Here is a 12,844-nt window from a genome sequence, read left to right as displayed (position 1 = left end):
GCTGACTTCAGGCGGCCACGCTTATTTCTTCAGCGGCGAGGGAATGGTCATGTTTAACAGGCCACGCGACTTGTTAAAGATTTTGTTGCCATTTTCACGTCCTGCCCGACGCGCGCGCTGCTCTTCCGGTGAGAGCTTCGCCTCTTCCTGGCAGATCGGGCTACAGCAGTTCTCAAACTTCTCCGCGCAGCTTTTGCACTGAATAAACAGCAGATGACAACCGTCATTGACACAATTAACGTGGGTATCACAGGGTTCGCCGCACTGATGACAGTTCGACAACACATCGTCAGAGATCCGCTCACCCATCCGCTCATCAAAAACAAAGTTTTTGCCTTTGAAACGTACCGGTAATCCCTGCTCACGGGCGCGTCGGGCATACTCGATGATACCGCCCTCAATGTGATAGACATCCTCAAAGCCGTTGTGGCGCATCCAGGCGCTGGCCTTTTCACAGCGGATCCCGCCGGTGCAGTACATCACGATCTTTTTGTCTTTCTGATCCTGCAGCATCTCAACCGCCATCGGCAGCTGATCGCGGAAGGTGTCAGCAGGCACTTCCAGCGCATTATCAAAGCGACCCACTTCATATTCGTAGTGGTTACGCATATCCACGAACAGGGCGTCAGGATCGTCCAGCATGGCGTTAACGTCCGCCGCTTTAAGATACTGACCCACATCGCTGGCATCAAAACTGTCGTCTTCGATACCGTCCGCTACAATGCGGTCGCGCACTTTCAGACGCAGCACCCAGAACGATTTACCATCATCATCCAGCGCAATATTCATCCGCAGGTTGTTCAGCGCCGGATCAAAGCCATATAGCCATTCTTTCATCTTTTCATACTGGCTGGCTGGCACGCTGATCTGCGCATTGATGCCTTCGTGGGCCACGTAGACGCGACCAAAGACCTTAAGAGCTGTCAGGCCAAGATAGAGCGCGTCACGGAATGCTTTGGGATCGGCAATCTGGAAATATTTATAAAAAGAGACAGTGGTGCGCGGCTCGGTTTCAGCCAGCATGCGCGCCTTCAGCTCTTTATTGGAAACGAGGTTATGTAACACTGGCATGGTGTTCGTCCTGTTATCAATAGAAGAAATTTAGCGCACACATGATACCTGATTTCACCGGGATGCAAAGGCCAGTGACCAGATTGATCGCCTGTTGCCGTTTTTTCCAGCAACATTGGACTATTAACCTTTGTTCATTGATGGCACGTTCCGATAGTGATATTTAAGCGCACGTCAAAAACTGGCACAATGGTGTAAATCAACGAGATATCAGCACCGCACGGTGCGCGACGCAGGAAAATTAACCTTCACATGACTCAGTTGCCTCAGTTTTCACGAGAACTGCTTCACCCGCGCTATTGGCTGACCTGGCTGGGTGTCGCTTCTCTTTATCTTTTGGTGCTACTTCCTTATCCCCTGCTTTATGTTCTCGGCTGTAATATTGGCCGCATTGGGATGCGTTTTATGAAACACCGCGTCAGTATTTCCCGGCGTAATCTGGAATTAAGTTTTCCGGATATGCCGGTAAATGAACGCGAAGCGATGGTTAAACACAATTTCGAATCGGTCGGCATGGGATTAATTGAGACCGGTATGGCGTGGTTCTGGCCTGACTGGCGCATCAATAAATGGCATACGCCTTCAGGGCTGGAGCATATTCAGCAGGCGCGCGATAGCCAGCGCGGCGTGCTGCTTATCGGCATGCACTTTCTGACGCTGGAGATTGGGGCACGCATGTTTGGTATCCATAACCCTGGCATTGGCGTCTATCGCCCGAATGACAACAAACTGATCGACTGGCTTCAGGTCAAAGGTCGGATGCGGTCGAATAAAAGCATGCTCGATCGTAAAGATCTCAAAGGAATGATCCGCGCACTGAAACAGGGTGACATTATCTGGTATGCGCCCGACCACGATTATGGCCCGCGCAGCAGCGTCTTTGTCCCCTTCTTTGGCGTGGAAAAAGCAGCCACAACGGTGGGCACTCATCTGCTGATCCGCACCGGTAAACCGGCTGTCATCCCTTTCGTACCGCGTCGTCTGCCTGGAGGTCGCGGCTATGAACTGATGATACTGCCTGACATCAGCGGCGAATTTACGCTGGAAAGTGATGTCGCAACCGCAACCAGAATGAATCAGGTTGTTGAAGAGGGTGTGCTGCTGGCACCTGAACAGTATATGTGGCTCCACCGCCGCTTTAAAACGCGCCCCGAGGGCGAACCCTCCCGTTATTAATCTGTTCGCGCTAAATGTCTGTCAGGCATTTAGCGCGTTTTACTCCCCTGCTAAATAAATCACTCATGGCTGACTCAGCCTGTAAGCGAAACCGCAGGTCCAGTAATTAATAAACACCTATATTCATAATATAATTTGTCTCTGTTTAAATTTAAAAAAGCTAATCAATTAACAGGACGGCAGGCGGCATTCAGCCTGTTTCGCTATTTATTAATTAATATTGCAGCGAGTGCTATTAAATCTGTTATGGCGCTTATTATTCTGCACGCCAGGCCTAATCCTATTTAGCCGGTCTTAACGGTGTCTCACCGCTTATGAATCGATAAAAATTAACTTATTTTACAAGCGATTGCCTTGATGATTTAGCTTATATTCCATTTTGCATTTTTTTAACACCCCGATAGACCATTATGGAATTTGAACTCATTAATGCTTATCGGTAGTTTCGTTTGTAACAGTCAGGCCTTTAACGGCTCTGGCCAGAATTATAAAAAGACAACACAGCAAACCTCTAATGGGACAGTTAATATGAACAAAGGTCTCTACTATTACGTTACAATTGGTACCGATCAGGAAAATTATCACTTTCTTCATCGTAAAGGGTGCAAGCGTATGCCTGATAAAGAAGAGGTCATATTTATCGGCACGTTATATAATTTGAGTCAGGCCCTCTCCATCGCCAGAATTAATTTTAAGAAAGTTAAGCCATGTATAAAATGTTGTATCCGCTACTCAGCACCCGTGATTCATGAGTCCGTTCAACCGGTTTTGCATTTTCCGCAAAAGATGATGTGACCCTGACTGGCGGGAAATGGCTTATTTCCCGCCAGTTGCACCGGCCTGACCTTTCCCTCCTTCAGATTTCGTCTATCCTTCACTGAAATCAAATAAATCCATAGTCAAAGACCCGTGAAGGAGAAGAGCGATGAGCATGTACAGTACCTTAGAGGAAGCCATCGATGCTGCACGTGAAGAGTTCCTCGCTAACCACCCAGAGCTTGAGGAGGGGGATGCATCAATCAGCCAGTTTGGTCTGCAAAAGTATGTGATGCAGGATGGCGATATCATGTGGCAGGCTGAATTCATGGCAGAAGAAGGTGAAGCAGGCGAATGTCTGCCTTACCGTAGCGGTGAAGCGGCACAGGCCATTTTTGATGCAGATTTTGACGAAGTTGAACTACGTCAGGAGTGGTTAGCAGAAAATACCCTGCACGAGTGGGATGACGGCGAGTTCCAGCTGGAGCCGCCGCTGGACACCGAAGAGGGTGAAGCCGCCGCGCAAGAGTGGGAAGATGATAACAGCGATTCCGATCGCAGTTACTCGTAAGGACCGTGGCTGGCATCCACCGGTAACAACAGGGTATCAACCACCAGCGACAGCGGCAGGTCGAGGATCGTCAGGACCCGCCATCCGCTGTCGCGAACATCCCACTGTACGCCGGGATAGTACTGATTACCGTGCCCCTGCCCGGGAATGGTACGGCTGATAATGCTGCCGCATCCGCTTAAGCAGAGCACAGCCGCGACGATAACAGCCGCCTTTAAGCACTCTTTCACCACTCATATCCGCCATGAAGAAACAGCCATTGAGATCGTCACGCGCTGCTCGCGGTGACTGCCAGCAATAAATTTATCAGCGAATCGCTGTTTTAATCCGATAAAAAAAGCGGCATCGCTGCCGCTTTTTCAGATTACGCGTTGTTTGCCAGCGCGTTGGGGTTGAGCGTGAGTTTCTGATAACTCTCAACCCACTGATGATACTTGTCCGCATCTTCCCACAGTCGGGTATGAACACGGGCCAGCACCACCGGATCGCTGATCAACTGCAGACGCTGTTCGCGGCCCAGTTTATCCGGCGCATCGCTCAGCGCCTGATCAACCCGACGGTCACGCGCATAGTCCAGTAACTGACTCTGCTTGTGGCGCGATGTGGCCAGTGCCGTTGCCAGCGCGTTGAAAGCAGGATGGAATAAGGCATGCATAAAGCCATTTTCCAGCGCGCGCTCACGGTTCAGCACCACATAGCGATCGGTATCCACCAGCTCCTGCGGCGGCGAGTACTCTTCCGGGATCAGGAACAGCTTCGCTTTCTTACTCTTAATGCCCAGCGTTGCGCGGCTTGACATGACCGAGACAAACGGCGACAGAATCAGTGAGAAGACAATCGGGGCCAGCCACCACAGGAAGTTAAGATCCAGCAGTCCCATACCAATCGCCCACACCAGACCCAATGCCATCTGCGAACCGTGACGTTTAAACGCCTCGCTCCACGGTGTTGCATCGTCATCACGCTGCGGTGAGTTCCACACCACTTCCCAGCCGAGGAAGGCGCTGACCACAAACACCGTATGGAACAGCATACGCACTGGTGCCAGCAGCACCGAGAATAGCGTTTCCAGCACCAGTGAAGCCAGCAGCCGCAGAGGTCCGCCGTAGGCCTTCGATCCTTTAAACCAGATCAACACGACACTCAGCATTTTCGGCAGGAACAGCAGCACCATGGTGGTCGAGAACAGCGCTATCGCCAGCTCCGGACGCCACTGCGGCCAGACCGGGAAGAGCTGCCGCGGTTGCAGGAAGTAGGTCGGTTCCATCAGCGTATGCACTACCTGCAGGGCAGTGGAGAGCGCCAGGAACATAAACCACAGCGGAGCCGAGAGGTAGGACATCACACCCGTCAGGAACACTGCACGGTGAACCGGGTGCATCCCTTTCACCAGGAACAGGCGGAAGTTCATCAGGTTGCCGTGACACCAGCGGCGGTCACGTTTCAGCTCATCCAGCAGGTTCGGTGGCAGTTCTTCATAGGATCCCGGCAGGTCATAGGCAATCCAGACGCCCCAACCGGCACGACGCATCAGCGCAGCTTCTACGAAGTCATGCGACATGATTGAACCCGCAAAGGAGCCCTCTCCCGGTAATGGTGCCAGGGCACAGTGCTCAATAAAGGGTTTAACGCGGATAATGGCGTTGTGACCCCAGTAGTGAGACTCACCCAGCTGCCAGAAGTGCAGACCGGCGGTGAACAACGGACCGTAGACGCGGGTCGCAAACTGCTGACAGCGCGCATAAAGCGTATCCATACCCGATGCTTTCGGCGACGACTGGATGATCCCGGCATTCGGGTTGGCATCCATCATGCGTACCAGACCGGTGAGACACTCTCCGCTCATGACGCTATCGGCATCCAGCACCACCATGTAGCTGTAGTTGCTGCCCCAGCGACGGCAGAAGTCATCGATGTTTCCGCTTTTACGCTTCACGCGACGACGACGACGGCGATAGAAAATCTTGCCTGCCCCGCCAACATCCCGCACCAGTTCCATCCAGGCTTTCTGTTCGGCAATCGCGATATCCGCATCGTAACTGTCGCTGAGGATGTAGACGTCGAAGTGTTCAGCGTTACCGGTACGAACCACCGACTCCCAGGTCGCACGCAGACCGGCGTAAACACGCTCAACGTCTTCATTACAGATCGGCATAATCAGCGCGGTACGATGTTCCGGGTTAAGCGGTTCATCTCCGACCGTTGAGTAAGAGATACTGTATTTATCACGTCCAATCAGCAGCTGCAGGAAGCCCATCAACGCCGTCCAGAAACCGGCAGAGACCCAGCAGAAAAGTATGGCGAACAGGAACAGGATGCCGGTCTGCAACAAATAAGGCAGGATCTGCATCACTGACTGCTGCCAGTTCTGATTGATCATCTCCATCGGATCCAGAAGCGTCCAGCCCTGATACGGCAGAATACTCTTCATGTACCAGGTGGCGACCACGGTCTGGAAAATGGTCAGGATCAGCAGAATGTAGCGGCGAATCGAACCGACATGACGCCACTTCTCCTCGGCACGCCGCTCTTCCGCATTGCTATAACGCGGCACCGATTTGTGTCCACGCAGTGAGTCCCAGGCACGGGCGACCGGGTTGGTACGCCAGGCTTCCGGGAACATCAGTGAGCGTTTGACCTTCGGCATCGCCTTCAGCGTGGTGCGGTCGAGGTAATCTTTACCCAACTGCTGACCTTCGGCCAGCGAATCGGGCCAGGCCATTTCAACCCGCGATGAGACCGATTTTAACGGCGCATCGTCGGGACGGTCACTGGCTGCGACATCCCTGCCCAGCACATCATGGATGAAGTGGAACTCGCTGGCATTCTGCAATGAGACGCTCAGTCGGGCCTTCCCTGCCGCATCCAGCGGCAGAGATTCCACATAACGTTGAGGTGTAAAAGTCGATTTATTCATTGGCAGGTAACTGATAGCTCCAGGTTTCCGTCAATGTCTTGTCGCCGCTAACCAAGGCCGCACGCATTTCGGTGGACTGCTTGGCATCTTTCACACGCAGACGCAACACCAGACGCCAGCCTTTGGTGACCGGGTTATAACGTACGCTCTGCTCAACCACATCAGCATTTTTACCCACGCTGACCTGCGGTGCCACCTGACTGTTTTCCGCCATCTTGCTCATGTCTTTACCCACGAAGTCGATGGTGAAAGCCACGGTGCCATCCGGCTGACGCACCAGATTAGACTGCTTCACGTCACCCGCTGAACGCAGGGTATTTTTGACCCAGGCGGTATCATCGGAGTGCAGCTGGTTTTCGTCGCGCGAGAAGTGCAGACGATATTTGAAGTTCATCTCTTTGCCAGGCTCTGGCAGCGTCTCCGGCGTCCAGAACGCAACGATGTTGTCGTTGGTTTCATCTGCCGTCGGGATTTCAACCAGTTCAACCCGGCCTTTACCCCAGTCGCCTATTGGCTCAACCCAGCCGCTTGGACGAAGATCATAGCGGTCATCAAGATCCTGATAGTTGTTAAAGTCACGCCCACGCTGCAGCAGACCAAACCCTTTCGGATTCTCGATGGTGAAGGTGCTCACTGCCAGATGACGCGGGTTGTTCAGCGGACGCCAAATCCACTCCCCGTTGCCATTGTGGATAGAGAGACCGTCAGAGTCGTGCAGTGCCGGACGGAAGTTGTTCACCGTCGATGGCTGGTTCTGACCAAACAGGAACATACTGGTCAGCGGTGCAACACCCAGTTTGCCGACGTTATCACGCAGGTAAACTTTTGACTGCACATCAACCGTTGAAGCGTCACCCGGATGCAGCACAAAGCGATACGCACCCGCCGCACGCGGCGAATCGAGCAGTGCGTAGATCACCAGCTGTTTGTCCTGTGGTTTAGGACGCTGAATCCAGAACTCTTTAAAGCGCGGGAACTCTTCACCGGACGGCAGCGCCGTATCGATGGCAAGTCCACGCGCCGACAGGCCATAAACCTGACCGGCACCGATGACACGGAAATAGCTCGCGCCCAGGAAGCTGGCGATCTCATCGTTTTTACCCTTGTTGTTGAGTGGGTAAAGTACTTTGAAACCGGCAAAACCGAGGTTTTTTACCGCATCTGCGTCATGTTTTACATTACCGAAATTAAAATAATCGGGGTTGTATTTAATCTCGCGCACCGCGCTGGCGGTCACTTCGTTGATCTGCACCGGGGTATCGAAATACATTCCCTGATGATAAAACTCCAGCTTGAACGGCGTGCGCAGTTTGCCCCAATACGCTTTATCGTGGTTAAACTGGATCTGCTGATAATCAGCAAATTTCATTTCACGAAATTGAGAGGGTAAATTGCTTTTAGGCGCTTCGAAGCTTTTCCCTGCCAACGCTTTGGCTTGTTTGGCAACATCGTCGATGTTAAACGCCCAACTGTTATTGGCGTACAACGCCAGCAGAACTGCAGTACCAATCCAGCGTACCTTCATCAGTCCGGCTTTATTTTTTTCTTTAGTCAGCACATCCCCCCCTTTCGTGTGCTTAAATCAAACCCGTTTATCTTAAAGGATTATTCGGTTTTCCGACAGCTTATGCGCAACATTGTTCCCGCATTTCGTCAGGCTTAACCCTGCTTTTAGGACAATTAGACACTACGGATTCCACTGATAGTATACCTGGTTTATCCCAGGTAGAATTTTCACAGAGTATAATCCGGTTTCAGGGTGAAACCGGTTAAACGTACTAACGAACTGGAACTTTATGAGTACTGTAAAACCTGAACGTGAATACTTCCTCGACTCCATCCGCGCCTATCTGATGTTACTGGGGGTGCCGTTTCACGTTTCCCTCATCTACTCCGCGCAGAAATGGGCAGTAAATAGTCATGAAGCGTCGTTATGGCTGACGCTGCTGAATGATTTTATTCATGCGTTTCGTATGCAGGTGTTTTTCGTCATTTCGGGCTATTTCTCCTACATGCTGTATCTGCGCTATCAGCCACGTCGCTTCCTGAAGGTGCGTCTGGAACGGGTAGGTATCCCAATGCTGACCGCCATTCCGCTGCTGACGCTGCCGCAATTTTTTATGCTGAAAGAGTGGACGGATAAGCTGGCTGACTGGCCCCGCTTCACGCCCTATCAGAAGTTTAATAACCTGATGTGGGAGCTGATTTCACACCTGTGGTTCCTGGTGGTGCTGGTGATGCTGACCACGCTGGGGATGGTGACCTTCCGCTGGTTGCGCGATCAGCATCGCACCATTGATTATTCGCGGGTTGGCTGGGGATCGCTGACGGCGGGCGTACTGGCGTGGGCACTGCTCTGGTGCGTGTTCCGGCGTCTGGTGTTTATTTTCCAGCCTGCGTGGCTGATGGATGGTTTGTTTAGCATCATAGTGATGCAGACACTCTTCTATCTGCCGTTCTTTATGCTGGGAGCGCTGGCGTGGAAACATCCCCCGCTGAAGCAGCTGTTTGTCCGCTTCAATCTGGTGATGTGGGTCGGTGCGCTGCTGATGTTTGCGGCCTATTGCGCCAACCAGCGACTGAGCAGCGGTGAGGGCTGGTTGTATGAGCTGGATGCGATTATCTCGACGCTGATGGGCATTTGCATGCTGAACGTCTGCTTCTGCTTTGGTCATAAGCTGCTGAATTCACATTCGCCGCGCATTATGTATCTGGTCAATGCGTCACTGTTTATCTATCTGGTGCACCATCCGCTGACGCTGCTGTATGGCATTTACGTGACGCCACGGATTGAAAATAACACCCTGGGCTTCTTCGTTGGCCTGCTGATGGTGTTTGGCATCGCGTTTCTGCTGTATGAGATTCACCTGCGTATCCCGCTGCTGCGGTTCCTTTTCTCGGGGAAATTTGAGCGTAAACAAGCACAATGACAGGCGATCAGTGACCTCGGGCCATAAGTGAGGTCAGGCTATAAATGATGTGTCTCACAGACAGCTTAAGAGTTTAAAGCGATGGGAGCATACGCCAGTAGCAAAGCATAGCGGGCCAGGGATGGCGGGTTTTGCGTCTTTGCGGAGGGCGTATGCTTCCTGAGCCAGCGCCTGTACCCAGGCAAGGTCCAGCTTACAGCAGCCACTCAATCGGCAGTCGCCACACCAGGCGTACCTGCAGGCGCTGCCACCAGGAGCAGCCTGGCTCGTGTTTATGCACAATCTGCTCCGGCTCACCCGGATACTCCAGCCAGTTTACCCTGCCCCACTTATCCAGCCGCAGCGTCCATGCCCGATCGCGCATTGACTGGCTGAAACGCTGATGCGTCTCTCCGGCGAGCGCCGCACTCTCAATCACCAGTCCCATTTCCGTATTCAGCACCGCTGAACGGGGATCGAAGTTAAACGAGCCGATAAACAGCGTCTGTTGATCCACTGAGAAGGTTTTGGCATGCAGGCTGGAGCCGGAGTTACCGGTTAATCCCCGGTCGTGCGGGGCATCAGGCACGCCCGCCTGCGGTTTCAGCTCATAGAGCGCAATACCATGACGCAGCAATTTTTTGCGCCACTTAGCGTAGCCGGCATGGACAATCGACACATCGTTAGCCGCCAGCGAATTGGTCAGAATGGCAATTTTTACCCCTTTGCGCTTCAGCGACAGTAGCTGAGCGACCCCTGCGCGGGTCGGCACGAAATAGGCCGAGATGATGTCGAACTGCTTTTGCGGCGTGCCTATCACCTCCAGCATTCGCTGCGGCAGCAGGCTTCTGGCACGCGCTTTGCCCAGCCCTTTACGCGGATCATCGCTCAGCAGGCGCGCTTTTGCCCAGGTCAGAGCCAGCGTGCCCTCTTCCAGCTCCTGTAGCAGCGAAGAATTTTCCAGCCGCTGAAGATAGCGCTGCACCGGTTCACTGTGACGCCACTCTGCTGGCAGACTCACACTGTCCTCTTCCGGCTCCTCTTCATCCAGCACCTGCTGCAGCGGAGAGACCGGCTTGCTGCGCCAGTAGCGCTCAAAATCCTCTGCGACTTCTTTAACCACCGGGCCTATTGCCATGACGTCGAGATCGGCAAACAGCGGTTCATTGCCAGTGCCGAAATATTCGTCGCCGATATTGCGCCCACCGACCACGGTCGTGACGCCATCCACCGTAAAGCTTTTGTTGTGCATGCGGCGGTTCAGACGGGCAAAGTCGGTGAGATAACCCAGCGCGCGCAGGGTGCGAAACGAGAATGGATTAAACAGCCGCACCTCAATGTTGGGATGGCGGTTGAGCTGGGCCAGCGTGTCGTCCAGGCCCGGCGTATTGTTGTCATCCAGCAGCAGCCGCACTTTCACGCCGCGTCGGGCAGCTTCCAGCACGGCGCTGAACAGCAACCGGCCAGAGAGATCGTTTTGCCAGATGTAATACTGGATATCGAGTGAACGCTCCGCTTTTTGCATCAGCAGATAGCGAGCAGCAAAGGCATCCAGCCCGTCGCTCAGCTGATGGACGCCGCTCAGCCCCGGATGGCGCAGACACTCTGGCTCCAGCTGTGTTTCCAGCCAGCTGGACCGTTCCAATGGCTGGGAGAGCTCAAACGCTTCGGTCATGACATTTCCCTGTAAAATGCAGTTATTTTTATTATTCCCCGGTCCGACCTCTGATGCTATTCCTCTGTTCTGAGTTAGTGAGGGGTCACGGGCGTTTTTAGTCTAGACTTAACCGGACGATCTGTGACCGGCATTATCCCGGCAGGAGAGGAATATGTCTCATCAATCCCTTACAGATGCCCGCCAGCGCTATCATCCCAGCCTGTTTCGCAGCTTTTTCCAGGGCAGTTTCCCCTGTTCCACTGCCTGCCGTACGCCCGGTAAACGGCTGGATATGGTGATCAGCAGCGGACACGATATGCTGCTGGAAAAAGATTATGCCGCCCTGGCTGAGCAGCATCTGCTCACCGCCCGCGACGGTGCGCGCTGGCATCTGATCGAAAAGATCCCTGGCCAGTATGACTGGCAGAGCTTTCTGCCAATGGTCGACGCCGCGCGACGTCAGCAGATGGAGATCATCTGGGAGCTGGCTCATTTCGGTTATCCCGATCATCTTAATATCTGGAAAGCCGAATTTGTTGACCATTTTAGTCGTTTCGCTCGCGCGATGGCACAACTGATGCGCGATCAGGGCATCGAACGCCCCTTCTTTACACCGGTTAATCAAATCTCATTCTGGTCATGGGCCGGGGCGGATGTGGCCTGGTTTAATCCTCATGCGGCGCAGCGTGGTAAAGAGCTGAAGCGCCAGCTGGTTCGCGCCTCGCTGGCGGCGATACATGCCATTCGCGAGGTCTATCCGGAGGCGCGCTTTGTGCTGACTGACCCGCTGGTGCAGATCGCTCATCATCCCGATAATCCGGACAGCAAACCCTATGCCGATGCGCAGCATCAGGCGCAGTTCGAAGCCTGGGACATGCTGGCCGGTCGCGTCGATAAGGAGCTAGGCGGCAGTGAAGATTGCCTGGATATCCTCGGCCTGAACTACTATCCCGATAACCACTGGTTTTTCCCCGACCAGCCGATGTCGCTGGAGGATCCGGAGCGTGTGCCGCTGCATATTCTGCTGGCGCAGTGCTGGCAGCGCTACCAGCGTCCGATGCTGATTGCTGAAACTGGCGCTGAGGGTGAAGCGCGCGCCCCCTGGCTGCAGGAGATCAGTGAAAATGTGGCGGTGGCGCTGGATCAGGGCATTGCGGTGGAGGGGATTTCGCTCTATCCGGTAGTGGAGTATCCGGCCTGGGCCGATGACCGGCGTTCCCCTGGCCCGCTGCTGGGATTAGCCGATCCCAATGGCAACCGTAATCTGCATGAGCCGCTGGCGCTGGTATTGCGCAGTCAGCAGATTAAGTTTGCGACACGAAATCAGACGTGCTGAGAAGGTGGCTTTTTAGGGTAACAGGAGCGAACGTCGAGAGAGGGATCGGCAGGATGACGTACGTCGGTCAGCCAGACCATGGTAAACAGGAAGGTCACCCCGATCAGGCAGGCCGCCAGCAAACCGATAATTGCGATTAATTTGTCATCTCCGGAGTCCATCGCCTTCTCCTTATTCAATCCGTTGAATCCCTGTGCGTGTCAGCTCATCCAGAGCGTAATCATCAGGACAAAGATTATAAGCGTTACCGAGGTCACCGCAAGCACCACTATCGCAAAGTGCGCATCGTCAAGTGACTGGCGAATTGGCTCATCGTGATCGTCGGGCGGCAAGGGTAAAGACATAACTATCCTGTGAAAAACATGGGCCGCCGGGAGTGATGCGGTGAGTGACAGTGTAGATGAAAGGCTGATTATCGTCCGGTTCTTTCGTCCGAAAAATAAACTGGCCC

12 protein-coding genes are annotated in these 12,844 nt (G+C 53.5%); 5 read left to right on the top strand and 7 right to left on the bottom strand.

The features are described 5' to 3' along the window. Positions 1 to 21: 21 nt before the first annotated feature. On the bottom strand, positions 22 to 1,071 hold the full coding sequence (locus AFL22_RS05045) for a rhodanese-related sulfurtransferase (protein ID WP_010246407.1): 1,050 nt from the start codon (positions 1,069 to 1,071) through the stop codon (positions 22 to 24). A gap of 252 nt (positions 1,072 to 1,323) precedes the next feature. On the opposite strand from AFL22_RS05045, the gene AFL22_RS05040 reads away from it, so the two are divergent. The 3 genes from AFL22_RS05040 to AFL22_RS05030 all read left to right on the top strand — a co-directional run bounded on the left by AFL22_RS05040 (position 1,324) and on the right by AFL22_RS05030 (position 3,574). Further along, entirely contained in the window at positions 1,324 to 2,247 is a 924-nt protein-coding gene (locus AFL22_RS05040; RefSeq protein WP_010246409.1) for a Kdo(2)-lipid IV(A) acyltransferase, read from the top strand. A 528-nt stretch (positions 2,248 to 2,775) separates the two neighbouring features. Further along, the gene (locus tag AFL22_RS24380; RefSeq protein ID WP_052270943.1) at positions 2,776 to 3,042 is read left to right on the top strand and encodes a hypothetical protein; all 267 of its coding nucleotides are present in this window, start codon (positions 2,776 to 2,778) and stop codon (positions 3,040 to 3,042) included. Between the two features lie 130 nt (positions 3,043 to 3,172). Then, complete coding sequence (locus AFL22_RS05030; protein WP_010246413.1) at positions 3,173 to 3,574, top strand: MysB family protein; 402 nt, start codon at positions 3,173 to 3,175, stop codon at positions 3,572 to 3,574. Here the strand turns inward: AFL22_RS05030 and AFL22_RS05025 are convergent. The 3 genes from AFL22_RS05025 to AFL22_RS05015 all read right to left on the bottom strand — a co-directional run bounded on the left by AFL22_RS05025 (position 3,565) and on the right by AFL22_RS05015 (position 8,019). Then, positions 3,565 to 3,804, bottom strand: a complete 240-nt coding sequence (locus AFL22_RS05025; RefSeq protein ID WP_010246415.1) for a YceK/YidQ family lipoprotein — start codon at positions 3,802 to 3,804, stop codon at positions 3,565 to 3,567. The two genes, AFL22_RS05030 and AFL22_RS05025, sit on opposite strands and share 10 nt — an antisense overlap. Before the next feature lie 134 nt (positions 3,805 to 3,938). Then, entirely contained in the window at positions 3,939 to 6,491 is a 2,553-nt protein-coding gene (gene mdoH, locus AFL22_RS05020; protein ID WP_010669828.1) for a glucans biosynthesis glucosyltransferase MdoH, read from the bottom strand. After that, positions 6,484 to 8,019 (bottom strand): glucan biosynthesis protein G, encoded by a 1,536-nt coding sequence (locus tag AFL22_RS05015; protein WP_170933489.1) that lies wholly within the window; start codon positions 8,017 to 8,019, stop codon positions 6,484 to 6,486. The genes mdoH and AFL22_RS05015 overlap by 8 nt, the downstream gene beginning before the upstream one ends. Positions 8,020 to 8,287: 268 nt before the next feature. Here AFL22_RS05015 and mdoC point away from each other — a divergent pair, with 268 nt between their 5' ends. Further along, positions 8,288 to 9,421: a glucans biosynthesis protein MdoC gene (gene mdoC / locus AFL22_RS05010; RefSeq protein ID WP_010246421.1), complete on the top strand. Its 1,134-nt coding sequence runs from the start codon at positions 8,288 to 8,290 to the stop codon at positions 9,419 to 9,421. A gap of 193 nt (positions 9,422 to 9,614) precedes the next feature. On the opposite strand, the gene AFL22_RS05005 is transcribed toward mdoC, so the two are convergent. Further along, complete coding sequence (locus AFL22_RS05005; RefSeq protein WP_010246423.1) at positions 9,615 to 11,075, bottom strand: phospholipase D family protein; 1,461 nt, start codon at positions 11,073 to 11,075, stop codon at positions 9,615 to 9,617. Positions 11,076 to 11,229: 154 nt separating this feature from the next. Here AFL22_RS05005 and AFL22_RS05000 point away from each other — a divergent pair, with 154 nt between their 5' ends. Then, on the top strand, positions 11,230 to 12,393 hold the full coding sequence (locus tag AFL22_RS05000; protein ID WP_010669826.1) for a beta-glucosidase: 1,164 nt from the start codon (positions 11,230 to 11,232) through the stop codon (positions 12,391 to 12,393). Here the strand turns inward: AFL22_RS05000 and AFL22_RS24215 are convergent. Both AFL22_RS24215 and AFL22_RS24210 read right to left on the bottom strand, forming a co-directional pair. Continuing rightward, complete coding sequence (locus AFL22_RS24215; RefSeq protein ID WP_010246427.1) at positions 12,381 to 12,554, bottom strand: hypothetical protein; 174 nt, start codon at positions 12,552 to 12,554, stop codon at positions 12,381 to 12,383. The genes AFL22_RS05000 and AFL22_RS24215 overlap by 13 nt on opposite strands. 39 nt (positions 12,555 to 12,593) lie before the next feature. Continuing rightward, the gene (locus AFL22_RS24210; protein ID WP_010246429.1) at positions 12,594 to 12,737 is read right to left on the bottom strand and encodes a hypothetical protein; all 144 of its coding nucleotides are present in this window, start codon (positions 12,735 to 12,737) and stop codon (positions 12,594 to 12,596) included. Between the last annotated feature and the right edge of the window lie 107 nt (positions 12,738 to 12,844).

It is taken from the genome of Pantoea sp. CFSAN033090 (assembly GCF_001264395.1).
GTDB classification, from domain to species: domain Bacteria; phylum Pseudomonadota; class Gammaproteobacteria; order Enterobacterales; family Enterobacteriaceae; genus Pantoea; species Pantoea agglomerans.
Note: the sequence above shows the minus strand (reverse complement) of the source record. Positions and strands in the feature narration are given on the sequence as shown.